Source organism: Flavobacterium agricola (genome assembly GCF_025919725.1).
In the GTDB taxonomy this organism is placed as follows: domain Bacteria; phylum Bacteroidota; class Bacteroidia; order Flavobacteriales; family Flavobacteriaceae; genus Flavobacterium; species Flavobacterium agricola.
The window spans coordinates 825,338-850,784 of sequence record NZ_CP081495.1; the positions used below are offsets into that span (position 1 = coordinate 825,338).

The window sequence follows — 25,447 nt, forward strand, 5'->3', positions numbered from 1 at the left end:
TTGGATACTAAAACAGATTTGCATTGGAAAGAACAAGTTTGCATGATTTACCAAATCAAGCTTCCAGAAGTTGATTCTCTTCTAGATCAATTTGTTTTGTTTTTAGCTGTTCAGCAAAAAGTTCACTCTTCCAAAAAAGAGTTTGTGAGCCATTTTAACAACTGGTCAAGAAAAGAAATCCAAAACAAAGTGAAAAACGCAACAAGGCCTACAACAACTTTTTCAATGAACAGATAAGCTATGGCAGAAAGCATAAAAGACATCATTCAAAAACCTGTCTCGAGAAAGCGATATGAGTTTTTAAAGCGGTTTAATAATTTAACCGAAGATGAAAAAACAGAAATAAGCCGTTTTGAGCAAGAAAACAAACCCAAACAAGTATTTACTCTAAAAGAAGTTAAAAGTCGCCCAAATGGCAAAATTCTAAACAAAGAAACGCTATGGAAAGCCTTTTTGAAAGAGTACTTTGAACAAAACAAAGTTAATTTCCAAAAAACGCATGATTCTGTTATAAATGTTTCTAGCGTTATGAAGTACTTTTTGCGTGATGAAACTTTTTTTGATTCACTGAATTTGGTAACGAGTTTTGATAAAGGCAAATTAACTCCAAGTTTTGACAAAGGCTTGCTAATCATCGGTAATTATGGCAATGGTAAATCTTCTATGTTAAGAGCATTGTCTGGCGCAATTAATAATATGTATTTACAAGCCTATAATGAGAATTGGCAGACACTTCCACAATGGCAAAGCGTAAGATTTTCTTATCACAATGTGCATGATGTTGTTACTGATTTTGAGTGCATTGATAACAATGAATCAAGAGCGAATTTTTACAAAAAATACTCAGGGTTTAGACATTGTTACGATGACATCAAAAAAGAAAAAATCGCATCGAATTTTGGTAAAACAAATTTGATGAAAGAGATCATTGAGAAACGCTACGATAACAAGGCAAAAACCTTTGCGATATGTAACTATGACGATGCTTTTCCAAACAATTTAGAACATGCAGTTTTAGAATTTGGTGCTAAATATGGGGGCCATGTTTTAGACAGGATATTTGAAATGTTTAACATCCTTGAATTCAAGGGCAAATCATTTAGAAAATGAGTGAAATTTTAGAACAAATTAAGGAGTCGAATTATGCAGTAACTATGGTAGTTGATGCTCCTGAAAAAGTTTTTAATCCTGAAAAACATTATATCAATGACAAAGGCTCTCTGTTTAAAATAAGTCATGAAATATTGGGGCTAAACGAATGGGAATTTGACATTTTCAAACGCTTGGTAAGATGTCGTAAAAAAGGGCAATTCAATCAAGATTTACAAAAAATGCGTAATACACTAGACTTGTATGAGCAGGAATATGAAGGAATTGAAAACACTAAAACTTCCCGATAGTAGCAATCGGTTAAACGAAATGAAAAACGCAGAAATAGAAAAATACGCGATTGAGTTTACAGAGTGGTTAATACTTAATTGCGACTTAAAAAGTCATGGTGTTTTTGCCTATCGAGGTGACGAGATGACACAGAAAGAGCTTGTTAAAATCTTTAATAAAACCAGAAAATAATTGAATCTAATTAACTACAAAAAACCATAAAAAAATGAAAAATTTTAAAAAATACTTGAGACAAACAGCGGTTATTTACGCTAGTGTATTTTTTGTTTGTACGCTTACATTTATTGTAATCGACTACCAAACTCCGAAGCACCCACTTTTATTTTTAAAATTAATTGTTACGGCAATAGTTGGGTGGGAGTGCTTTAAAAAACTTTGTAAAAACTAAAACTTCCCACTTGTAGTAAGTTAAAATCAAATAAATAACCATGTCAAGAGAAAAAAAGCCACTTGAAAACAAACGTACTGATGGCGGTTCTATTGGTACAATACAAGAAAAATACATTGAGCGATTAAACGCACTTTCTAACCTTGCCAAAGCTAAAGAAATTGAAGAAAGAAAAAAGATTAGCAAAGGTTATGTATGGATGCGAAATTCAGCAATAAGAACCACTAAACTTGTTATCCCAGAAAATAAAGATAAGGCAATTAAAGAAGGGTATTATGAATTGTAAAACAAGCAGATTGAGTAAAAAACAACATCAAGCTTTGTATGATAAAGTAATAGACTCATTTTTAACGCTTGAAGAAAACACAGTGCCTGCCTTGGCTAAAAAACACAAACTTCCAGAATCAAGAATTCATAAAATATTAGACCAATATTTTAGAGCAAAACAAAAATCTAACCAATAACCAAAAACTAAAAATGAATAGTGAAATTGTCAATGACCTTGTTGGTTTAAAAACCCAACTAAAAGAAATTTCAAACAAAGTTTCTAAGTCAAGCAAAAGCATTGAAGAAGCCCAAATAAGATTAAAACCTTTTTGCAGTCTTGAAATTGAAATCGAAAAAACTATTAAAAAAATAAAACAATAGTTAGCCTACTAAGGGCAAAATAAAATGTTTGTCAAAAACAACCTTCATAGGCATTGATCCTGATGTAACTAAATCAGGAGTAGCCTTAAAAAATGGTAAAGAGTTCGAGTTGTTTAACAAAACCTTCTTTGAGCTTTTCGAGTTCCTGAAACTTCAAAAACAAGAAGCTGAGATTATCAACAAAAAACTAATAGTTGTAATCGAATGTGGCTTCTTAAACAAATCCAACTGGCATAAAAAAGTAAATGGTTCTGCATCTATGAACTCTAAAATAGGAGAGAGAACAGGCGCCAATTTTGAAACTGCCAAGAAAATCTGTGAAATGTGCGAGTACCTGCAAATAGACTTTAGGCAAATAAGGCCAACAAAGTCTAAGGTAAATGCTGCCTTTTTTTCACAAATAACTGGATATAAAAAACGAAGTAATCAAGAACAACGAGATGCTTATATGCTGATCCACGGATTGTAAAAAATGGATCAGCTTTAAAAAAAAATTTATAAAAACAGCTTAATTATGGAAATATCAGGCAATATCCGACACATCGGACAAACAATAGCAGTGACACAATCATTCAATAAACGTGAATTAGTTGTTACCACGGAAGAACAATACCCGCAATCAATTTTAATTGAATTTCATCAAGACAAATGCAGCCTTTTAGATGGTTTAATTTTAGGAACAGCAGTTAAGGTTGGTATTAATTTACGAGGTCGTGAATGGGCCAATCCACAAGGCGAAACAAAGTATTTTAATACAATTGTTGGCTGGAGAGTTGAAAAGCTGAATAACCAATCAGCAGTTGATAATTATCAAGCTAGACCACAGCAAACAGTCCATGAGCAAGCAGCAATGGATTTGAATGGGGACACTAGTGATGACTTACCCTTTTAATCGATTAAACAAAATTAACAACTCACTTCAGCTCTTAGTTAAAACCTTTGAATTGGAGTGAGTTATTTTAAGCTGTATAGTAATAAAAAGAAAAAATATTACATTTTCTCCTTTCAAACCGCAATCGAAATAATATTATGTTGCAGAAAATATTTTTTCAACAATTTTAGAATTCTCAACAGTGCATAGTAAAAAGTTATAAGAAGAGCTTTTAGAAAGGGTTGTGACTTTGGAAACACCATTTTTTTCATCAATATTATAAAAAACATATCCAAGCTTATTAACCAAAGCCTCTATGCCTTTAGCAATTTCTTCGTTTAATATTTCAACAAGAATAGTTGGCATATTCTGCTCAATAGTTTCCATAGCTCCTTCAAAAACCTGAACTTCAAAAGTTTCAACATCAATTTTTATTAAATCAACTTTTGGGATATTATTGTTCTTAACAAATGTATCTAACCTTATTGTAGGCACAGCGCTTTCTATAATTTTATGATTAGATTTAGCTTTTTTGGGCTGAATTAAACTAGCGGTAGTACTATGAATACTGTCAAAATCATAAAATGTAGCTATTCCGTTCTTATTAGAGATAGCATTATTTGAAGCAACAATATTATAATTATTCCTTTTTATATTATCAGACAATTTTAAATTAATTCTATCAACAGGTTCAAAGGCATATACATTTGCCTTTTCATTGATACATTTTGCCAGAAGCGAATATACACCTGTATTAGCACCAATGTCAATAATATAATTAGAACTCCTAGCAAATTCAGACCAAATCTTCAAAGAGTTTTTTTCCCATTCTCCATAAATGCCAGTCCAAAAAATACATTTTTCAATATATGAGTCATTAAAGTTTCTCAATAAAAAACTTTTGTTAGGCTCAACCTGAACTTTAAACACACCTTCAAAATATAGGTTTCTATAGATACGTTTATTAAAATTAAAAAGGAAATTTAACAAAAAACAAATACTTTTCTTAAATGGTAGTTTTTTGTAAATGTATAATATTGGTTTTTTCATACTTTATATTGTTCTAATCATAGAAATCAAAAGTACTCAATTTTAACATATATCTAATAAAATGTTAAAAAAAATCTATAATCAAGCTTATGTATTAGTTAAATTGAGTAATATAAGATTGCGTATTTAACACACATAGATATCATATAGCTAAGTGAACAAAATATATAAAACGATAAATAAACTCAGAATAAACAAATTTTGCGTTTATTAGAAATTAAAAAATAGTTTCTGAGTTATCTGATATGTGATTGAGTGTTATTTTAAAAAACTAAGTTATATCCCGTTAAAAAAATGGATAATATTTAGGTATATGATTACAATTTTAAAAATTAATGCAATTATGACAAAAGAAGACAAAATAAAAGAGGCTTGGGGGTGTTTAATGCCAGAACACGGAGTAAAAGAAAACGGCTGGACAGCAGAGCAGATATTAAACAAAGATTTAGAAAAATACAGATATGGTAAATTTGACTTAGTGTACTCTAAAACGGGTGCATTTGCTAGACCAAAATCACTACAAGGAATTGAAACTAATAACGGTTGGGTTAAAATAGAAAGTGAAGCGGATTTGCCTAAAGAAAACGGTAAATATTTAACTTATAGAAAAAATGGAATAATTATAGAAGAATATTTTTATTTAAGTCATCCTTATTCATGGCAAAAATTCTATAACGTCACCCACTACCAACCAATAGAAAAACCAAAACCACCAATTTATTAAAATGACATTTCATAATATTTACGATTTAATGAACATTAAGTTGTATCAAAAAAGCCAATTTTAAGTAATTGGCTTTTTGTTTTTATGCTATTTTTTAAAATGTTAAAGTTTAATTTTATTTAAAAATATTCACCTAAAAAGTTTGTGTATCGCAAACTATTTTGTATATTTGAATATCAAAATAAAGCAAGGGTTCTTTGAAATAGTGTTAACATTAAAACAGTTATAAAATGGAAAAGTTAATCAGACGAGTTTGGGATTACTCACAAAACAACCCATACGGTTTTACATTAGATTTAGAAACAATGAAACCAATAAAATTCGGAATTTCAGTTGCTTACTTAGAAACACAAAACAGCTTCGGTAAACAATCACTTGAACAAGTTATAAACCACGCTCTAAAACATAACAAAATAGTGGGTGGGTGGTTAAATGATGAAAACAATCAATATTACTTTGATTCAATAAAAATCTTTAAAAATTCAGACTTAAAAAAAGCAATAGAATTTGCAAAGCAAAACGAACAAATAGCAATATTTGATATTACAAACTTAAAAGAAATAAAAATTAAATAGGGAGGGTAAAACCTCCCGCCCTTGCTTATTTATTATTAATAAATATTAGGTATTATGAAACAGTTAACAAAAGAGCAAAAGCAATCAATTGCCAACTATAAAAAAGCAGGCATTGAAATTACTATATCAGAAAATGGAACAATCGTTATTGAACAAAAAAGATTGATTAATGGGTATATTCTTAATCAAAAAGAATTACACCAAAGGGCAAGAGATATTTTTCCTGAAGGAATAATTAAAACAATTGTATTTTCTTTAAATGTAGATAGTATTACCGTAGAATGGATTAATGCTAAAATGGAAGAATTTGGCATCAAAAGAAATGATCTAATCAAACAATTAGCCTTTGATAAATCTACATTGTCGCTTTTACTTTCTGGTGGTAGAGGTCTAACAAAATCAGTTAAAGCAACTTTCTTTTATTACTTTTTGACGTATGAATTAAATAGGGATTTTAGAGAGCATCTTAATTCTAATTAATGCATAATATGCCGATTTTTATGTATATTTGTCTAAATGATAATTAATAAGCAATATCATTATGGCAAAAGAAACTACAAAGAAAATACCGGCAAAGAAAACTACTACTAAGGCAAAACCTAAAGTGGAAAAAGCTGCTACAAGAAAGATAGGCAAGCCAGTACAATGGACCGTAGATAAAAAAGCTAAAGCTATTGAAATTATACTTCATGAGATTGCTGAAAATGGGAAGAGTACACGTGCTATACTAACAAATGCAGACAGAAATATCTTACCTAGTAATGTTACCTTTTGTGAATGGTTAGCGAATGATGAAGATTTAGCTAAGCAATACGCGCGCGCCTGTGAATTAAGGGCAGAGTTCTTACTTGATGAGGCTTTAGATATAGTTGATGATACATCGAACGATTTTGTCAAAACTGACCTTGGCGATGGTGTTGTAGTTGAAAAGCTTAACCCTGAAAATATCCAAAGAAGTAGATTAAGGTTTGACGCGCGAAAGTGGATGATCGGAAAGCTTAATCCTAAAAAATACGGTGATAAAATTTCTCACACAATTGACTCGAAGTCAGAGGTGCTTATAGAAACTCCGGAAGAAAGGGAAAAACGAATACAGGAACTGCTTGTTAAAATGGGAAAATAAAATGCGGCCAATCTAATTAGCCGCATTTTTTACTTAAAACAATGCTTTATTGTTTTTTTTTACTACATTTATCGGCATAATGTGCTGTTAAAATGAATATCGAAATAAAAAATAAAAGAGTTTACATTGATGGTAAGGTTTGTACCTGTGCTGAGAAGATAGGCTATTACATGCTTGATGCTGCTGAGATAGTGACCTCAAATATTTTGATATCTAACAGTAATGTTTCAGTAACTAAAAATTAAAGATCTTTTCGATTGTTCCTGGCGTGGGTTCCAGTACTTGCAATTGTTTCGTTTTCCGTCTTTCATAATTATTTTGTTTGTTGTTTAGAATTAGTTATTAAACCCACAGAAAGCATCAGATTAAGTTCTGGTGCTTTTTCCAATTGAATTTTTAATTAAACTTCCCACTTGAATTTGTAAGTGGTTAATCAAAATGAAAACAATCTATTACATAGCTTTAGTACTAATTTTTGCAGTCGGAGTTTTTGCAAAATGGAAATGGAATTCCGATAATGGCATGTGGCTATTTGTTACCGCTGCTGCTGCACTTTTGGTTTACATAATTATTAACGCTTTAAATAAAAAGGGGAAATGAAACCTGTATCAATGTGAATTTTTTGTAATTTAATCCCGTAACTAATAAATTTTGGGAAATGAAAAAAAGAGATAAGGGCAAGAAAATTCGAAATGATAAGAATGATATGGAAAGAATTTATTGATATGTATTTTCTAGATAAAGAGTACATTGAAAGTAAAGTTGTAATTAAAGACGGTGAAAACTATTTATATAAAAACTTTATTTTAAATGATGTTTATTTCTCTTTCGAATATGGTTTTATGACACTTCATTTTCCAAACAATGAGATGCTCTTTTTTTTTCTCTGAAATATTTGCAAAAAAATATTTAAGTGAACCTAGTATAAAAAAGGCAAAAAAAATATCAGATTCAGTGAATAATTTTATTCTTTCAGAAGTTAACGTCAGAAGCATAAGACCATTCAGTGCTCGTATGTGTACAGCTAAGAAATCTACGTTTCCAGGTCATTATTTACTTCCTTTTTATTCTGAGCGCGAAATAAAAGACATTGATAAAGTACTTGAGACTAGAAATAGAATTTTTTTCGAGGTTGTTGATGCTCTCAATGAAATGAAAAAACTAGACCAATTTAAAACTAATTAAATTGGTCTAGCTTTGCTAGTCTCCAGGCTTATGTTTGTGAGGTTTTAAACCAGGATGCTTTGGTCTTGTTTCTGGATTGACTCTTCTTCTTTTGTCAGGGGTCCCATCTTCTTTTTTAGGTTTGGGACCTGGTTTAATACATTCGGTGTACAGCATAATTATAATTTTATATTGGTTCATATAAAGATACTATAAACAAAATAGTTTTGTTAAAATATTAAATAGCAAAAAAAGAATAATACATAAATCATTGAAGGACAACGAAGTCCAACAATAATAATTGATAAATAAACAAATAAAATCTTCTTCAGGAACTCACTTACGAGATTCCGAATACAAAGGCGTTAAATGGGACAGTCATAACAACCAGTGGAACGCCATATTAAAACACAAAGGCATTATATATAATTGCGGTTACTTCGATAACAGCCGTGATGCAGCCAAAGCAAGAGACAAAAAAATTATTGAAGTTGGAGCCAATACCCAGCTTCAAGTACTAAAACCTTCTAAATAAATGGCACTAACTGAGCAAGAATACGCTGAGTTAGAAATGCTTTTAATTCAGCAAAGAGCCGACCAACTTCGCGCATCTTTATTTGAATTTATGAAAGAGTTTTGGAACGTTATCTATTCCAACGAATACGAGCACAATTGGCACATGGAATACCTTTGTGACGAATACCAATTGGTAGTAGATAAATACGTTTTAGGATTTGAAACACCACGTTTACCACTTGATAAATGGTACCCAGGCTTTGGTAGAAACATAAAGAAGAACCTTGTTTGTAGCATTTCTCCCGGAACAGGGAAAAGTACCGTTATTAGTCGTGTATCAACTGGGTGGCTTTGGGCAAATGATCCGGGAAAAACAGAAATAAACAACACCATTTCAGATTCAAATAGTAACGGATTTAGTAAGGATTCTAAAGATATTGTAGAATCAAATAAATACAAAATGTACTTTACAAATGTTGCTATTCGTAAAGACGTATCTGCCAAAACATTTTTTGAAACCACCAAGCGCGGCATTCGTTATTCATCTACAACAAACAGTAATCAGAAAACAGGTAAACACGCTGACTTATTAAAGGATGATGACCAAATGGACTACAACACAGCACAAAGCCCAACAGAAGCTAAAAGATGTATTGAAGGTTTTAAAGCAATGCAGTCGCGTAAAAAGGACAAACGCAGAACGCCTTATATTTTATTCATGCAGCGATTATCAACAAATGATACAGTTAAACACGCGCTTAAAGTTTTTGGCGATGATGTAAATTACATTTGTTTGCCAGCTGAAAATAAACACAACAACGTACTGCCAAAAGAATTAAACCAGTACTATGTTGATGGGTTGCTCGATCCTAACAGATTAAGCCTTTCTGTTTTAGAAAAGGAGAAAAAGGGCTTGAGTGATGATTCTAAGCCAATGTCTGAAATGGCGTATGAAATACAATACAATCAATTAGAAGTTTCAGCAGAAGGATTAATGTATGGTAAATTAAAAAAAGTGCCTGCATTACCTGATAATAGAAATGATATTATTCGATTAAGCTTTACTGACGTTGCAGACACCGGAGCAGATTATTTATGTACATGGTTTTTTGAGATTAACCAGGGGAAAATATATGTATTTGATGCCATATATACGCAAGCAGGTTCTAACATTACCATTCCGCTTTTAAAACAGAAAATCGAGTTAAACGATTCTATGATTAACAAAATAGAAGTAAACAATCAAGGCAGCGTGTTTGTTTCGGTATTGCGTAGTCAAGGGGCTAACGTTTCTGGATATTCTAACACCGGTAATAAAGAAGCGAGAATTAATGCGCATTCGTCTTTTATTGAGTTTTTACATTTTGTAGAGAACAACCCAAGCCCAGAGTACCAGGCGGCAGTAAAACATTTAGAAGCTTTCCCAAAAACAGGAAAGGCAGAAGATGGCCATGACGATGCAGAAGATGCTTTAACAGAAGGAATAAGATACATTTATACCAACTTTAGGCAGTTATTTATAAGAAATGATTAAAAATGCTATTTAGAATTATTCTAAATAACAAAATAAATGTTATATTTGTTAAGTTATTTGTATTAAAGCAATTATAAAAATATGGTAGCAGATAAAATATCATTAAGTGTTGAGATTAAATGCCCTAACTGCGGTAGGCACTTAGATAAATTTAATGTTATTGGAGAAATGGCAACATCAAGAAAGTGTAAGAATTGTAAAAACAATATCTTCACTCAAATTGTTGACAATAAAATTGTTATAAATGCAATTGACACAAAAGAAAACGCCAAAGACTTATTAACTCCTTATAGATTCAGTAGCTCACAAAGAGCAAAAACAAGACCATAGCTTTATTCGATTTCTTTAAGCGTGGCAAGTTCTCTATCAAGGATGAGTCTGTAAAGTTTGATGCTTTTGATATTTCCGGAGATAAAGAAGTTTGCTATCCTGACGGCACAAAATATGTTGCTGTACAAGAAGATTCCTTCATTGTAAATACAATCATCAACCAAATTGCTAAACGCGCATCTAACGTGAAATTCACAAGTGAAGATGATAAACAGCAACAATTAGTTGATAAAATAAATAATCCAAACGAACACCAAACAAAAGTAGAATTCTTAAAAGAGTTCTGTATTTACTTGCTTTCAAGTGGTTATACTGTTGTATGGAAAAAATATAAATCATTTGGAGTTTGGGATAGCTTAGAGCTTATTAATATTAACCCAGATACCATTACTGAGGGTAAAACCTCATTAACCTTTGAGTATAACGGAAAAACAGAAACTGTTACTTACGATCAAGTGGTTTACTTCTATGATATTAGACAGCATTCAGAACATAAAGCTGGTGTATCTCGATTAAAGCCTTTAAAATCTCAAGTAGAAAACACTAAAAACGCACAAATAGCAAAAGGTATTCAAATTGCTAATGCTGGAACTACTATTGTAAGTCCAAAATCATATTCAAACAGCAATAACATGGATGAGGGGCTTGATGGATTAGTTCCTGATAAAATAGGTAATCAGAAAACCCAAAAAGAAGCAATGGAGGAAAAATTAACCTCACGTGGTTTAAGAAACCGAATTATTGTTTCTTCTAAAGGCCTTGATGCTGTAAATCTATCTGCGCAATTAAATAATGTAAAATTCCATGAAATTGTTGAGAATGATATTCTTGCTATTTGTGATGCTTATACTTTCCCTCCAGAATTAACACCATACGGTAAAAATGCAAAGTTTGATAATAAAGAGTTAGCAGAAATTTCATTAATGGAGAGCGAGATTATTCCACTTGTAGAAAATCTTATCAATTCTTTAAATAGTGAGTTCCCAGAGCGCGGAGAAATACAAATGAGTTTTAATCACATAAACGCAATGTCATTAATTGAAGAACGCATACAAAAAACAAACGGAACAACTATAGATCAATTAAGTGTTTTGCTGGATAAGGGAATTATAACACAAGACGAGTTCCGAAAAGAATTAATCAATAAAAAGATTTTAAGCGATGAGTAAACTAAATAAAAAACTCCCAAAAGATAATATCGAAGAATTAAAGAAAATAGCAGAAACTACCGATAATTTTCAAATGAAAAGAAGTATTGAAGAAAAGCTAAAGAGAATGTCACACGATGACAAACTAATAACTAAATGATAGTAAAGTACCCAGAATTTAAAAGCGATGCACAAAAGTTTGATTGGTTAATAAAAAACGAATCAATGTTAATTGACCAATTAAAGTCAACTAACAAAACAAGTGATGTGTTTTTCGCTGTGATGCCAGTAGAGCATAAAGACAATGCCAATAAAGCCGAAGGAGATAATCAAGAAACCAATGCTGTTTCAAACAAAATAAAAGTAAAGGTTATAATCAACACAACCGGACTACTTGATTCTCATTCTGACGTACATATTCCTGGTATTTGGAAAAAGTATTTAAAAGAAGCTAAAAAGCATTATTTAGTTAATCAGCACCGATTCAATTTTGAAGGCATTTTATCTGATGAAGTAAAAGCATATACAGAAGAATTTACTTGGAAAGAATTAGGTTATGATTACGAAGGTACTACAGAAGCATTAGTTTATGAAACCGTTTTAGATTTAGACAGCGTATGGATTGATTCTCCTGAAAATAAAAAGCTTTATAATCTATACAAATCTGGCAAAGTAAACAATCATTCAGTAGGTATGCGATACATGAAATTATACATGTGCATCAATTCAACGGATGCGGACTACGCTGAAAAGAAAGATAATTGGGATAAATACTTCCCTTATGTAGCAAACAAAGAAGATGCGTTGCAAAACAAGTTCTTTTGGGCTGTAACAGAAGCTAAAGCAATAGAAGGATCTGCAGTTTTACGAGGTTCAAACTTTGCTACAAACACAATTAGTGTTGAAGAAATTAAAAACGAAGAAGCCGAGGTAATCACTTCTGATACAAATAAAAATGAGCCGTCTCACGACACTCAAACTGATGAACCAAAATTATTTATCAATCCTAATCTTATTTAAAGATGGAATTTAAGTACAAAACACAGTCGGAGTTGGCAAAGATGACTCCAGAAGAATTAGATCAGTATGCTACTGACAAATCTGAATTTGAGCAAAAACAATCAGATGAAAAAATCAAAACTGCATTAGATCAGTTCAAAAAAGATTTAGAAGCTGAAGCTAAAACAGGAAAAGAAGCTGCAGAAAAAGAAATTAACCAATTAAAAGCTGACTTGGAAGCGCAAGGAAAGCAAATTAACAAACTTATGGAAAGAGGACCAGAAGGAAATGTAAACGAAAGCATTGATAAATCTTTCTTAGATGTTTACAAACAACACACTAACGAGGGCGAAGATTTACAATCTAACAAGCAGTTAAAAATCACTGTTAAAGATGTTGCTTCATCAGATGTTATGTCTGTTAACACCGTTTCAAGTTCAGATTTTCCTGCAGATGGAACTACTGGTGTTGTAACATCAGGAATGTATGGTATGTGGGCTAAATTTTTAGGTTTCTTTGGTATTTTGCCAAACAAATCTAAAATCATGGATTTAATCAGCATTGAGCCATTAACAGAAGCAAGTATTTATGCAATTAATACTACTGTTATTGGTACTGCTGAAATTACTACAGAGTGTAAATTAAAGCCTGTAGTTAAATTGGAGTTTGAAGATCAAAAAGCAGATGCAGAGCCAGTAGCTGCAATGTGGTTTACAACTACTAAATTAAGACGTTTCTTTAAAAACTTAGCGTTCAAATTCCGTGAAACATTTGGAATGTTAGTAACCAACAAGATTCCTGAAGCTGCTTTAACAGCTATTAGAAATGGTGCTTCTGCATTTACTCCAAACCCATTATTTAATATTAATGCTAATCCAGATAATTACGAAGCATTAGGAGCTGCAATTGCTTCTATTCAAATGGCTGGAGGTTCTGTTAATGGAATTATCCTAAGCCCTATCGCTTACCGTAATATGAAGCAGTCTAAAAATGCTAACGGAACTTACAACCTTTCAAATGGTGGTTCTATTACTATTGTAGATGGCGGTATTGGATGGAATGGAGTTAATCTTCCAGTTGTTTTAGATGAAACATTAGGAGCAGATGAATTTATTGTTGGTGACTTCTCAATCGTAAAAGGTGGTGTTGATACCGAGCTAATCTATATGGAAACTGATGGTAGAGTTGATGCTGGAACTTCTGCAACAACTGGCTTAGGTAGAAATATTAGAACCCACGTAATTGAGCAATTCTGTGCGTTCTTAGTTCCTAAAGCAGTTAAATCACACTTAGTACGTGATACGTTTGCTAACGTTAAAACTTTAATCACTCCAGGAGAGTAATTAAACGAAAAGAATAAATAAAAAAAAGCCTTGTCTTAATGAGGTAAGGCTTTTTTAAAAAACAAAAACAAAATTCATTTTAATACAAAACAAAAATGGCTGAAAAAAAGAAATTGCAGTAGATGCATCAAAAGTAGATGTAACTGTTAAGGAAGTTTTACAAGACAAAGCGGAGCAATCAAAAAAGAATATTGCTAACGGCGGTAAGGCAGAAGAAATCTCTTTAACCGACACAATAAAAGTTGAATTTATTAAAGATTACGGCCACATGAGAAAAGGCGATGTAGTTACTATCTCTCCTTTGGCTTATGATATTTACGATCGTAACAAAGCAGTTAAAAAATTAAGCTAAATAACTTATTTATTAAATTATGTTTACAAGGCTATCGAATTTTGTTTATGGAAACTATATGATTCCGAATATAACAGAAACCCAAAACTCAAATAAAACAGAAGTTTTAATTCATATTCAAAAGTATGAAAAACAAATCCTTGAATTTATTCTTGGTCCAGTTCTGTATGTTGAGTTACTTGATAACCTTGAAACAGATGATGAAGGTTATTACAAACTTAAAGAAACCGCAGAGGATAAATGGAAGTGGCTTGTTAACGGTCAAATCTATGGCAGCTGTAACAAATTAAGATGGGAGGGGCTTGTGTTTGAAGTAGCGAAAGTAAACAAACAACCATTACTTGAAACAGTTATGGCTCCATACATATTTTATCAGTGGTTATTAAAAGAAAGAAGTATCTCAACAGGTGTTGGTGAAATAAAAGGAGAGCCACAAGGTGGAGTTTCCGTAACATCAAAACACAAACGCACTGATGCCTGGAATACTTTTGTCGGTCATGCTTATTCACTGAATAGATTTATGCAATTCTATTGCGATTTGTTTCCAAATTTCAAATGTGTCGAATTAAACCCACAAAACTACTATGATCTTTAGCCTGAACACTGCCTTAAAGCTTCCGGCTTCGAAAATGAAAGTTGACGAATGTCCAGTGGCTTTTAGTTATGGGAATTATGATGCATTGATGAAATGGTTGGTTGCTAAAAATAAAAACCAGATCGAGCACTTTCTACCTAATCCAAAAGCTAGCGAAAAAAAGTATCCTTTAATTTGGTTAACTGACGAGTGGCAAGGCAATGAGCATGTTCCCGGATACCGATTTAGCAACGTAACCTTTTACCTTGCTTGTAACTCAAAAATTGAATTATTAAACGAAAACAGGGAAGGTAATTTTGAAGGGCTTTACACCTTAGCGAACCAATTTATAAAAGAATTACGCAAATACGGTAGAATAGAAGGAGAGTCTATTTCTTATCAAGAAAGGGCAAATCTAACTGTAGCATCAGGAAAAAAAACAGAAGCGATTGACATTTGGGATGCTTTAATTGTAAAAATGGATTATCTAATATTTACCAACTGTATAAAAAAACTATGTAGCCAATAAATGGCAAAAAAAATTAAATGTCTGTATATGTAGAATGCAAAGGCAACGAAACAGCACTTAAAAACACAGGTGCAAAAGAACAATGCTTAGAGGGGTTATTCATTAAACCATTCTTAGCACATCCGGGCTTTTCTTTTGAAACATTTGAGGATGCAAAAAATAAAGAAAAGTGGGTACAAGCAATTGCTGACAAAAAAATCATTCCGTTATTCGATGTAGAAGAATTAGCATCTGCTAATACGGAAGATACTTTATTTGAAGGCAGAAGAAAACAATATGTAACTGCAAAGGGCAAGAAGGTTTCGACTTTCAGTTCATTCTTATCATTATGTTCATTCAACGCATTAAAGTCTTACAATGGTAAGGATATGCAATTATTTGAATTTACTGAAGATGGAGCAATTAAAGCAGTTCATACTGATTCAAAAGGAGTAAAAGGACAAGGAGTTGTTCTTAATATTGGTAAGCGTTTAGATGCAACTGCAGATAGACCACCAAGTGTACTTGTAACAATTAACTACAAAGACTTCAATGAGTTTGAAGATCATGGAGTTATTTTATATCCTGATTTTGTTGCAGATGATTTGTTCGGAATTTTCGATGTTCATTTATCTCAAGTTTCAGCAAGCGCAACAGAAATTATTGTAAAAGCTTCAACCGGTTGTGGTAATGGTGGTGCAGCAGTTTCTGATTTAAAATCTGCTGACTTTGTTGTGAAAGATGCTTCTGGCCAAGTACAAACGGTTTCTTTTGCAGAAAATAAAGGAGAGTATGTATTAACCGGAACTGACTTCGCAGATGGTTTCACTGTGTCGTTAAACGATGTAATTACCATTGAAGATTTGTCTTATGAAGCTGTTGAACCTTTAGTTGTTAAGCTTACATAATGGCAAGCTATAAAGGAATTGAATTTGCAGAGGGCTTAAACGTGCCCTTTGCAAAATTTAAAGAAATGTTTGCATCGCATCCAGTCTTTAAAAAAATTCCAACCAAAGAGTTAGATGCAGAATTTAAAAAGGCTTATAAAATAGCAAATCCAAAACATGGCAACTTTACAAAGTCAGCTGAAAAAAGCAAAAAAACTGACGTATCAGAATCAATCGAAACTGATATTTCAAATAGTGAAGCAGCTCCAAAAGGACATTCTAACCTTAAATAAAGAGCAATTATTTGAAGGTAAGGATATAAATAACAAACCTATTGGATTTTACTCTTATGCTACAGAAGTAATTACTAAGGGTAGAAAGAAAAAAGGAGAACCTTTTGATGCTAAAGATACCGGAGCCTTTTTTGATGGATTTTATTTAGAGCTTTTTGAAAATGGTTTCAGATTATTTTCTACGGATCCAAAAACACATTTAATTCTTGATAGTCACAACTGGCTTTCTGATGAGTTATTTGGACTTACTGATAAAGACTTAAAGGGTGTAATTGAAGAAAAATTACTCCCTTTTTTTATAAAAAACAATCGCCAATTTTTAGGAATATGATATACGATGAATTAGATGTATTGCCATTAAAACTTTACTATAAGATTTGTAAAACAAAAGACGTGACTTTACTTTCAACCGAGCCAGCTGATGAAGTAAAACTTCTTGAAATTTGGCAACGTTTAACAGCTGAATATGAAGAACTTGAAAGCTCTGAATCTTCAAAGCGTGAGTTTCGTTTAAATAAACAAATCTCCTTGTTAGAATGTGCTTATAACATGGTTCATTTATGTTGTGTAGAACTGGAGGTAAATATTGACAACGAAACAATTCAAATGTTAAATGACTTAGGTTTTATGGTAGATACCACATCTAATGAATTGTATTATGCTTCAATCAGTAAAATCAGAAAACGCATTGAAACCAACCAAATCAAAATAGCTGCTTTAAAAAATCAACTTCCAAAAGAAGAAATCAAAGGCAATGAAAGAAAAGTAAATTTAGATGAAGTGATGGCTTCATTTTGTGCAATTTTAGGCATTGACTTCGATTACAATACTATATCTGTTACCAAGTTTAATGCGATCAAAAAACAAGTTGATAATAAAATGAAATCTTACGAAAAGATGAGCAACAAAATAAATGGCAAATGATGGAATAATCACACGTAAAGACATAATTCAAGATGAAGCTTTAAGATGGGGCGAAGAATATGCAAAGAATGTTGAAAAGGCAATAAAAGCAAACGACCAAATGGTTCTTCTTACTAAAGAACTAAAAAGATTATATGAAGAACTGAAAAAAGTTCAAAACAACTCTGAATTGACAAAAAAGCAAGAGGAGTTTAATAAAGTAATGAGAGAAGCTACTCAAGAAGCCAAAAAGATACATCAAGCTGAAATTGCAAACGAAAAAATAAAGCAAGAGAAAATAAAAACCTTGCGTGAAGAAGCAATTGCAGAGCAAAAACTTGCGCAAGAAAAGCAAAAAACAATAGCAGCAACGGTTAGAGCCGAAGAAGTTGAGAGAAAAGCAAATGTAGCTAAAGAAAAAGGCACTAAACTAACTATAGAAGAGCGCGTTCAGAACGAACAAAACAATCGTATTCTTAAACAGCAAGCTATGGAAAAGCTTGGTTTAATTGGTGCTTACCAAAAACTAAACAAAGAGCGTACTGAAGCTAAGCGCAAGGTTATGGACCTTATAGCTTCGGAAAGTGCTTCTACTGCCGAAATAAAAAAAGCTCAAAAAGAATTTGATGTGCTTGATAAAAAAGTACGTAAAGCAGATAAAGCTGTTGGCGATTTTACTAAAAACGTTGGTAACTATCCGTTTAGAAGTATTGCTTCCAATATTCGTGATTTGGTAGGTGCGTTTGGAGTTACTTTAGGAATTGCAGCCTTCGCGAATGCGGTTAAAAATGCTTGGAAAACCGTAAAAGAATTTGACACTGCAATTACTGAATTATCTGCAGTTACTGAAATACCTAAAAAGCAATTAGGCTCGTTAAAAAATACTATTATCGATGTTTCAAAGACATCTGTAAATTCCGCTACTGACGTGGCTAAATTAGCAGTTGAGCTTTCTAAATTGGGAGCAAGTGTGCCTCAAATTGAAGCTATGATTGAAACCGTTGACCGTTTTTCTGTTGCCATGGAAGCCAGTGGAGAAGATTCTGCAAGATTTCTTTTAGGGGTAATGAATTCTTTTGGTGCAAGCGCAGAAGAATCTGAAAGATACGGAGATGTTATGGCTCAAGCAGCTAACATATCCGCACTTGGATTTGAAGAACTTAAAAACACATTAAAGACATTTGCTCCGGTAGCCAACGCAGCTAATTTATCAATAGAAAGAGCTTCTGCATTAGCTGGGGTATTAGTTGATAATAACATTGAAGCAACAACAGCGGGTACTTCTTTACGTTCAATCTTCATTCGTTTAGCCAGCTCTGGGCTGTCTTATAGTGAAGCAATGGCTAAAATCAATAACTCTACAGATAAACTATCTACAGCTACGCAATTATTTGGTAGAGAATCAGCAACATCGGCACTTATTTTAGCACAAAACAATGAAAAGCTTGCAGAATATGAAGAAAAATTAAATGATTCTACAGGTGCTTTAGAAGCATTGAACGAAACTAAAATGGACTCTTTAGAGAATCAAGTAAAAGCATTAAGCTCTGCTTGGGACGGTCTTATTCTTTCTATAGAAAATGGAGATGGAGCGATTTCGAAGTTTGTGAAAGGAACATTATCATTATTTATTGAAGGAATAAACGGACTGTCAGAGGCTATAAAAAGCAATGAAAAACAATTAGAAGGGCTTAGAGAAAGAAGTTATAAAACAGGGTTTGAAGATCAAACAAAGCAAATAGATGATTTAGTAGAACATAATGTTTTACTAGAAAAAGCTAATGATCTAAGAGGAAAATATGGTATTAGTCAGGATGAAGCATATAAAATGGCTATTGATTATTATAAAAATGAGAAGGATGAAATCAATAATTTAATATTACTCGAAAAGGAAAGGATAAAAAACTCTAGTTTATTTACAAAAGAGCGTAATGATTTAATAGAAAAAATTCAAAAATCAACAAATGAAATAGATAAGCAGAAAAAGAAAGTAGATGATCTAAATAAAAGTGTAGAAGAAGGCGGCCTTATAGGTAATGTTTTTTTAAGAAGATATGAGGTATTAGACAAAGAAACTAAAAAACTTGAGAGAGATATTAGCGTTCTAAATTCATATCAAGCTAAACTAGATGCTTTAAATAAGTATAACACCAACAATGATACGGTAACTACTACTACAGAAACTGATTCAGAGAAAGCCGAAAACGCGCGCAAAGCTCGTGAGGAAGCAGAAAAAAAACGTTTAGCAATGCTTAAAAAAGCATTTGAGGAAGAGCACCAATTAAATATATGGCGTTTAAATCGCACTAAAGAATTAAACCAAGAGGTAGTAGATGATGAAAATACTACCATAGACGAGCGCATTGAAGCCTACTTACGCATTCAGGAATTAGACCAAGCGATTGCAAGGGAAACAGCAGAATATAAATTACGTCAACTTACTGAATTTACTGAAGGAGCAAGAAAGTTAAGTAAATCTGAAATTGATGCACTATTAGATAATGCATCAACAAGAAAAGACTTAACAGATGCAGAGCAATTAATATTAGATGAGTTGCAGGCAAAGCGTGATGATATTAACAAACGCCAGGAGAAAAACATTCAAAAATTAATTGATTTAGAAGCCAAACGAATTACTGATGGTGTTGAAAAGGAACTAGGAGGTTTTAAAAACGAGGAGAACCAAGAGCTAACTTCTGAAAATAATGCTTACCAACAACAATTAGAACTTTACGGATATACAGAACAAGCGGAAGAAGAACACCAAAAAAGGCTTTTAGAAATTAAAAACAGATACCTAAAACAAGGGCTTCAAGCCGAAATTGATGCCTATGATCAGATTGTAGCTAATGCAGACCTGTCTCAAGATGCTAAAGAAAAAGCAGCAGAAAAATCTTTAGAGCTTAAACGCCAATTATCTGAATTAGAGCTTGAGGTTGTAAGAAGTGCTGGAGAAAAAGAATTACAATTAGAGTTACAAAAAGAGGAATTTATTAAGGAACTAAGAGAGAATGCTAAACAAGCCACTATAGAGTTGATAAATACCATTTTTGAAGCTAAAATTCAAAAGATAGACGACGAGATTAGAAAAAATGAAGAATACTATGCACGTCAAATTGAATTAGCAGGAGAAGATAAAGTTCAAAGAGAGTTACTTGAAGCTGAAGCAGAGAAAAAACGGCAGGATTTAGAAAAGAAAAAGCGTCAAGAGCAAACCAAACAAGCGATTTTCAACAAAAGTGTGAAGTTAATAGAGATAGGCTGGGCTACTGCACTTGGTATTATGAATGCTGTTTCTTTGTTCCCACTAACAGGTGGTATGCCATGGAGTGCAATTGTTGCTGGTATAGGTGCCGCTCAAGCAGCATCTGTAATTGCTTCTCCCATTCCTAAATATAAGACTGGGCGTAAAGGTGGACCAAAAGAAAAAGCAATCCTTGGAGATGGAGGTGTTCCTGAAGTTCTTGAGCGTAAGCGAGGTGGATTTGAAATTACACCAGCTTACGATACGCTTTATCAATTAGAGCAAGGAGATATTGTACACAAGTCAGTAGATGATTTCTTTAAATCTAAATTAAACACAATTAATAGAAACCTTTGGGATTCTCAGTCTAAAATGGATAAATACCAAGAGTCGGTTGTATTGAATTTCACAAACGATCCTGAATTATTACAAGAAATGAAAAGAGTTACCGAGGCTGTGAGAAAAAGCAAACCAACTATTGTTCAGTCAGGAAATTTTGACATCAACTACGAATTATGGCGCATGAATCAAACTAAATGGAATAACTAATGGAAAACTACCCACAATATACAGATCGTGTTCAGTATGAACTCTATAATGATTTGACAGGAGCAATTATCATTCAAGAGCCAGAGGGTTGGCAAAATGATGAGAAAGAGTATGCTAGAAATGAAGAATACTTCGGTGTATTCGCGAAGTTTTCCAATTCATTAAAATTTTACGGTGAATCGAAAGATTTAATACAATTCATTTATGATGTTCAAGGTATTGATGCTGAAGTTCGTTTGGTAAAAATGCAAAAGCATCCTAAAACCGATGAATGGAAAGCAATTTATAACGGCTACTTAGACCTTTCTACTTGGGAGAAAACAGAAGATGGTTCGGTATCTGTAAAATTCAATAACGGAGGTTTAGAAAAACTTATAAAGAACAGAGAAAAAACTAATGTAGAAATTGATCGTGCAGATACTCTAGACGGAAAAGATTTACCTCCATTAAAAACCATTGAAGTAATGCTTGATGGTAGAGAAGTGTTTTTGCATTCAAAATGGAAAACTACTGAAACCGAAAACAGGGTTACGGCTGGTGTTCGTTCAGATGATGGTAATACAAGAGATATGACAACCGGGATACCAATTTCGCTTGATGTTAGAAGTCACGAACAATCTCATAGTGTTTTGCATGGAAGCGAAGGAAGTGAATTTAGAGGTAGTGCCGGAATGATGATGCTTGCTGTTTTTGATAGAGATAGAACGATTAATATTCAGTGTCCAGAATTTAAATTCATCCCTAAAGTAACTGATGGATATTATGGTGTAACTGAGTTTAGTTGGGCTGTAATTTATATTTGCTTGTCGGTTTATAAATATGAAAACAGCGAATATGTATTAAAGGAAAGAAGGCCAATTTGGAAAGCAAGAGGTGGTGATTCTTTCCCTGGTGACATTCCTTTTGATTTGGTTTTAAATAAGCAAAATTCAATAAGTTTTAACGAAGCCTTCGATGTTAAGCAGGGTGACTGTATTTCGTTTGAGATGTTTATTAAGGCTGACTTAAGAAATTTTGGAGGAAGAAGAGCTAGATTTAATGTAGAGTTGTCCGAAATAAATGGCTTTATGGAAGTTAAAGAAGAATCTCAATTTCCTCAAACAAAAACAAAGGCAATTTTAGCACATGAGTTATTTGAAAGGCTTTCTTTAATTGCTACAAATCAAAACAATGCTTTTTACTCTGAGTTTTTTGGCCGTCAGAACATAGGTTATTTAAAAAATGGAGCAGGAGCCGAAACAGCTGTTACACATGGATTTTGGATTCGCGGTTTTGATAAAGAACCTATTCCACAAGATGGCCCTCCAAAAATTGAAAACCTTTTTAAGCCATTAACAACAAGTTTTAAAGATGCATTAGATTCTATGTCTGCTATTTGGGGTGTTGGATTAGGAATTGAAACTATCGGAAGAAAAGAGCGTATTCGAATTGAAGATAAAAAGTATTTCTTCAATAATAATGTCACTATAAAATTACCATACCAGGTTAAAAAAGTAAAGCGTTCGGTTGCTACATCATATTATTACTCAAAGCTACAGCATGGATTCCAAAAAGGTGGTGCTTATGAAGAGGCCTATGGGCTTGATGAATACAATACAATCTTGGAGCATCAAACGCCAATCACTAGGCTTGAAAAAACGTTTGTAAATACATCATCTTATCGCGCTGATTCATACGGAATGGAATTTTGCCGCAGAAAACAAAGGGAACAGAACGACACTATTGATACCAATTACGATGATAATATTTGGGTAATGGATTTAAAACGTTACAATGATCAGATTTACTTGCAGCGTAAGTGGCAAGATGATTTTGAAGCAGCACCAACCGGAATTTATAGTCCAAATACAGCTACAAATTTGCGTTTTTCTCCAGCTAATTCCATGCAAAGACATTCGTGGTTCTTTGGCGGTTCATTTTGGAAAAGCAAAGAGAAGTTTGTGAAATACACATCATCAACTGCAAATAGTGGCATGACAACGCAAATGGTTGGTAAGTCCCCAATAAAAGAAAATCAAGACTTTTTATGTAATGACTTTGACCGAAATAGATTTGTACCTGAATGGATTGAATTTGATCATATCTGTGATTTTGAAATCATGGAGCAGATTGAAGGAACAACCGTAATAAATGGAGTTGAGATTCCAAATGTTTACGGATTAGTAGAATTTACGAATGAAGATAACCAACTAGAAAAAGGATATTTATTTTCTTTAAAACCAAACAAGGAGGGCAAATGGAAGCTCCTAAAATCAAGTAGATAATGGCAACGTATAACACTTTAAAAATTCGTTTTTTATCAAGGGCATCATTAAATCAATCGTTTACTTTTAGCTTCCGTGAAGTTGGCGGAGTTAGACGAATACCATATACTATAGTGGGCCAGCGAATAAGATCTAATCAAGTTACAAAAGGTAATGATGTATCCGGACTGTGGGTTTCTAAAGAAACTACATTAAATTTTATATCAGCTTTTAATGCAGATTATGCTGCTTTAGGATTTAAAGCATCGCTTACGCCATTTTACAATCCATTAGATGTTTATGATGTACTAATAAAAGCACCTACTGAATTTGAGAACCCAAATTTTATTTCTTTTATAGATGAATTTGGCTTAAATCCAAATGATGGCGCAATTGAGTTTACTTTGGGATATGAAAAGCCTTTGGAAATTTTAAAAATAAACAACATTGAATTTGTTGCTGATCCAAGTGATAACTGTAATAAAATAAAAGCGTTAGTAACAACAAACTATCAAGCTACCGCTATTACAAGCCCTTATAATGCATCTGTAAATTCAAATCCTTTTGAGGTTAATTTATTTAGAAATAGTAATTATGTTATTACTGCAACAAATGAACAAACAACAGATAGTATAGGAATATCAACTCCGCCATTACTAGATATTGCCGCTATTAACGTAAATATAAACGCAACTCCTTATAGTAATAGTGTGAATATTACCTATAACGGAATGATAGGCTTGCAGCTTGAATTTTCGCTTGATAATCAAGAATGGCAAACCGATACCACATTTCAAGGGCTATTAACTGGTGAATTTAATTTGTATGTACGCGATCAATACGGTTGTAAAAAAAGTAAAACATTTATAATAGAGCCAAGTTTTACAAAAATATACACGCCGTATTTTTATTACAGCAAATCAAATTCAATCCGTTTTGCATATCGTATTAATTTTGGAGATGCAGCAAACTATAAAAATGATGAAAATACATTAAGTTGTGAAGCTGATGTTTTATTGCCTTATATGCAAGAGCAGTTCTTTCAGAGCGCTGATGTTATTACAACTCAAATAAAATCTAATTACTCAAACAATAGAGCTTGGGTTTTAAGTAATGGATTTGAAATTGAAGTTCCGGTTGTTAAAAAAACCAATAACTTAAACAGAACAGATGCGAGAGAAGCTAAAATTATTGGCTTAAACAATCAACAATCTGGAGTATTCTTTTTATCTGGAAATACTTATGATTACACAACCAACCAAGTAAATGGCAGCTATTCTTTAAACGGATTACTACCGGTTTATGGTAGGGTTGGTAATTGGGTTCAATTAGATGGAGTGTACTATGAAATTAAAAATGTGTATTTCGACGAAAATCACAATGCAGATATGCTTGTTTTTGATAAGGTTTATAATGGACCAATGGCATCTATAATTATTAAAAGTGAATTCAATATTGAAGAATTTGAGGTTTATGAATTCACTATTGACATGGTTGATTATATTAATCAAAAAATACAAGTAAAATTTGAAGCCACAGACAGTAATTTTAAAGATATAAAGATGCTGTCAGAAGTTTTAGATATTAAAGTTAGACATATCGATACTCTTGAAATCATTTACTTTAATAATGGTAATAATGACGTATTTTACGAAACTGGTATTCGTCATTTATTAAGGATTCCGTTTATTTCTGTTGGAGGTAAAGACGAACAGAGCAGTGAAAATTACAAAACAGACACAACTGCTGTAGTTATTAGTTCAGAGATATACGAAACCAATGTTTTTAAATTTGAACCGGTTTCTAAAGAAATTTGGAGAAAATTAAAAATAGCTTTATCTAGTGATAATGTTATTATTGACGGAGTAGGCTATATAAAAAACAATGACTTTGAAACAGAGGGACCACTAGGGCAAACGAATCTTTATGTGCTGACTGCTGAAATGCTTAAAACCGGAAATGTTCAATCAAACAGAAAATCTAACTACAATTTTGATTCTAGTAATATTGAAGTCCCAGGATTAGTTCAAGCAACAAGTGATTATTTAAAGTATAATTAAAAACAAAACCACTCAATTAT

At 32.5% G+C, this 25,447-nt stretch carries 30 protein-coding genes; 29 read left to right on the forward strand and 1 reads right to left on the reverse strand.

The annotated features are described in order from the left end of the window. From K5I29_RS04095 to K5I29_RS04135, 9 genes are all read left to right on the forward strand, one after another. Positions 1 to 237: a DUF7833 domain-containing protein gene (locus K5I29_RS04095; protein WP_264434575.1), complete on the forward strand. Its 237-nt coding sequence runs from the start codon at positions 1 to 3 to the stop codon at positions 235 to 237. A 3-nt stretch (positions 238 to 240) separates the two neighbouring features. After that, on the forward strand, positions 241 to 1,110 hold the full coding sequence (locus K5I29_RS04100; protein WP_264434576.1) for a hypothetical protein: 870 nt from the start codon (positions 241 to 243) through the stop codon (positions 1,108 to 1,110). Beyond that, positions 1,107 to 1,400, forward strand: a complete 294-nt coding sequence (locus tag K5I29_RS04105) for a hypothetical protein (RefSeq protein ID WP_264434577.1) — start codon at positions 1,107 to 1,109, stop codon at positions 1,398 to 1,400. Before K5I29_RS04100 ends, K5I29_RS04105 begins: the two co-directional genes overlap by 4 nt. A gap of 19 nt (positions 1,401 to 1,419) precedes the next feature. Continuing rightward, positions 1,420 to 1,572 (forward strand): hypothetical protein, encoded by a 153-nt coding sequence (locus tag K5I29_RS04110; protein WP_264434578.1) that lies wholly within the window; start codon positions 1,420 to 1,422, stop codon positions 1,570 to 1,572. 257 nt (positions 1,573 to 1,829) lie between these two features. Next, positions 1,830 to 2,075, forward strand: a complete 246-nt coding sequence (locus K5I29_RS04115) for a hypothetical protein (protein WP_264434579.1) — start codon at positions 1,830 to 1,832, stop codon at positions 2,073 to 2,075. Beyond that, entirely contained in the window at positions 2,065 to 2,253 is a 189-nt protein-coding gene (locus tag K5I29_RS04120) for a hypothetical protein (RefSeq protein WP_264434580.1), read from the forward strand. Before K5I29_RS04115 ends, K5I29_RS04120 begins: the two co-directional genes overlap by 11 nt. A gap of 13 nt (positions 2,254 to 2,266) precedes the next feature. Next, on the forward strand, positions 2,267 to 2,437 hold the full coding sequence (locus tag K5I29_RS04125) for a hypothetical protein (protein ID WP_264434581.1): 171 nt from the start codon (positions 2,267 to 2,269) through the stop codon (positions 2,435 to 2,437). A 28-nt stretch (positions 2,438 to 2,465) separates the two neighbouring features. Continuing rightward, on the forward strand, positions 2,466 to 2,906 hold the full coding sequence (locus tag K5I29_RS04130; protein WP_264434582.1) for a hypothetical protein: 441 nt from the start codon (positions 2,466 to 2,468) through the stop codon (positions 2,904 to 2,906). A 45-nt stretch (positions 2,907 to 2,951) separates the two neighbouring features. Next, positions 2,952 to 3,329: a DUF3127 domain-containing protein gene (locus K5I29_RS04135; RefSeq protein WP_264434583.1), complete on the forward strand. Its 378-nt coding sequence runs from the start codon at positions 2,952 to 2,954 to the stop codon at positions 3,327 to 3,329. Positions 3,330 to 3,464: 135 nt separating this feature from the next. Here the strand turns inward: K5I29_RS04135 and K5I29_RS04140 are convergent, their stop codons facing one another. Further along, entirely contained in the window at positions 3,465 to 4,358 is an 894-nt protein-coding gene (locus K5I29_RS04140) for an FkbM family methyltransferase (RefSeq protein WP_264434584.1), read from the reverse strand. A 343-nt stretch (positions 4,359 to 4,701) separates the two neighbouring features. Here K5I29_RS04140 and K5I29_RS04145 point away from each other — a divergent pair, with 343 nt between their 5' ends. From K5I29_RS04145 to K5I29_RS04240, 20 genes are all read left to right on the forward strand, one after another. Continuing rightward, positions 4,702 to 5,082 carry a hypothetical protein gene (locus K5I29_RS04145; RefSeq protein ID WP_264434585.1) on the forward strand — a complete coding sequence of 127 codons (381 nt, stop codon included), beginning with the start codon at positions 4,702 to 4,704 and terminating at the stop codon, positions 5,080 to 5,082. Between the two features lie 230 nt (positions 5,083 to 5,312). Further along, a complete protein-coding gene (locus tag K5I29_RS04150; RefSeq protein WP_264434586.1) occupies positions 5,313 to 5,657 on the forward strand; it encodes a hypothetical protein in 345 nt (114 codons plus the stop codon). A 54-nt stretch (positions 5,658 to 5,711) separates the two neighbouring features. Further along, positions 5,712 to 6,137, forward strand: coding sequence for a hypothetical protein (locus K5I29_RS04155; RefSeq protein ID WP_264434587.1), 426 nt, complete (start codon positions 5,712 to 5,714; stop codon positions 6,135 to 6,137). A gap of 61 nt (positions 6,138 to 6,198) precedes the next feature. Further along, the gene (locus tag K5I29_RS04160; protein ID WP_264434589.1) at positions 6,199 to 6,780 is read left to right on the forward strand and encodes a terminase small subunit-like protein; all 582 of its coding nucleotides are present in this window, start codon (positions 6,199 to 6,201) and stop codon (positions 6,778 to 6,780) included. A gap of 864 nt (positions 6,781 to 7,644) precedes the next feature. After that, entirely contained in the window at positions 7,645 to 7,965 is a 321-nt protein-coding gene (locus tag K5I29_RS04165; protein WP_264434591.1) for a hypothetical protein, read from the forward strand. 280 nt (positions 7,966 to 8,245) lie between these two features. Beyond that, positions 8,246 to 8,479 carry a hypothetical protein gene (locus K5I29_RS04170; RefSeq protein WP_264434592.1) on the forward strand — a complete coding sequence of 78 codons (234 nt, stop codon included), beginning with the start codon at positions 8,246 to 8,248 and terminating at the stop codon, positions 8,477 to 8,479. Then, positions 8,480 to 9,994, forward strand: coding sequence for a phage terminase large subunit (gene terL, locus K5I29_RS04175; protein WP_264434594.1), 1,515 nt, complete (start codon positions 8,480 to 8,482; stop codon positions 9,992 to 9,994). Between the two features lie 81 nt (positions 9,995 to 10,075). Beyond that, on the forward strand, positions 10,076 to 10,324 hold the full coding sequence (locus K5I29_RS04180) for a hypothetical protein (RefSeq protein ID WP_264434596.1): 249 nt from the start codon (positions 10,076 to 10,078) through the stop codon (positions 10,322 to 10,324). 155 nt (positions 10,325 to 10,479) lie between these two features. Then, the gene (locus K5I29_RS04185) at positions 10,480 to 11,493 is read left to right on the forward strand and encodes a phage portal protein (protein WP_264435160.1); all 1,014 of its coding nucleotides are present in this window, start codon (positions 10,480 to 10,482) and stop codon (positions 11,491 to 11,493) included. Positions 11,494 to 11,628: 135 nt separating this feature from the next. Continuing rightward, on the forward strand, positions 11,629 to 12,492 hold the full coding sequence (locus tag K5I29_RS04190; protein ID WP_264434597.1) for a hypothetical protein: 864 nt from the start codon (positions 11,629 to 11,631) through the stop codon (positions 12,490 to 12,492). Between the two features lie 2 nt (positions 12,493 to 12,494). After that, the gene (locus K5I29_RS04195) at positions 12,495 to 13,814 is read left to right on the forward strand and encodes a hypothetical protein (protein ID WP_264434598.1); all 1,320 of its coding nucleotides are present in this window, start codon (positions 12,495 to 12,497) and stop codon (positions 13,812 to 13,814) included. A gap of 410 nt (positions 13,815 to 14,224) precedes the next feature. Further along, positions 14,225 to 14,761: a hypothetical protein gene (locus tag K5I29_RS04200; protein ID WP_264434600.1), complete on the forward strand. Its 537-nt coding sequence runs from the start codon at positions 14,225 to 14,227 to the stop codon at positions 14,759 to 14,761. A gap of 34 nt (positions 14,762 to 14,795) precedes the next feature. Further along, positions 14,796 to 15,269 (forward strand): hypothetical protein, encoded by a 474-nt coding sequence (locus K5I29_RS04205; protein WP_264434601.1) that lies wholly within the window; start codon positions 14,796 to 14,798, stop codon positions 15,267 to 15,269. A 17-nt stretch (positions 15,270 to 15,286) separates the two neighbouring features. Next, positions 15,287 to 16,156, forward strand: a complete 870-nt coding sequence (locus K5I29_RS04210) for a hypothetical protein (protein WP_264434602.1) — start codon at positions 15,287 to 15,289, stop codon at positions 16,154 to 16,156. Beyond that, positions 16,156 to 16,428, forward strand: coding sequence for a hypothetical protein (locus K5I29_RS04215; RefSeq protein ID WP_264434603.1), 273 nt, complete (start codon positions 16,156 to 16,158; stop codon positions 16,426 to 16,428). Before K5I29_RS04210 ends, K5I29_RS04215 begins: the two co-directional genes overlap by 1 nt. Further along, a complete protein-coding gene (locus K5I29_RS04220; protein ID WP_264434604.1) occupies positions 16,391 to 16,759 on the forward strand; it encodes a hypothetical protein in 369 nt (122 codons plus the stop codon). The genes K5I29_RS04215 and K5I29_RS04220 overlap by 38 nt, the downstream gene beginning before the upstream one ends. Continuing rightward, the gene (locus K5I29_RS04225; protein ID WP_264434606.1) at positions 16,756 to 17,352 is read left to right on the forward strand and encodes a hypothetical protein; all 597 of its coding nucleotides are present in this window, start codon (positions 16,756 to 16,758) and stop codon (positions 17,350 to 17,352) included. Before K5I29_RS04220 ends, K5I29_RS04225 begins: the two co-directional genes overlap by 4 nt. After that, entirely contained in the window at positions 17,342 to 21,124 is a 3,783-nt protein-coding gene (locus K5I29_RS04230; protein ID WP_264434607.1) for a phage tail tape measure protein, read from the forward strand. Before K5I29_RS04225 ends, K5I29_RS04230 begins: the two co-directional genes overlap by 11 nt. Next, the gene (locus tag K5I29_RS04235) at positions 21,124 to 23,388 is read left to right on the forward strand and encodes a hypothetical protein (protein WP_264434608.1); all 2,265 of its coding nucleotides are present in this window, start codon (positions 21,124 to 21,126) and stop codon (positions 23,386 to 23,388) included. Before K5I29_RS04230 ends, K5I29_RS04235 begins: the two co-directional genes overlap by 1 nt. Further along, positions 23,388 to 25,427, forward strand: coding sequence for a hypothetical protein (locus tag K5I29_RS04240; RefSeq protein ID WP_264434609.1), 2,040 nt, complete (start codon positions 23,388 to 23,390; stop codon positions 25,425 to 25,427). The genes K5I29_RS04235 and K5I29_RS04240 overlap by 1 nt, the downstream gene beginning before the upstream one ends. Positions 25,428 to 25,447: the final 20 nt, after the last annotated feature.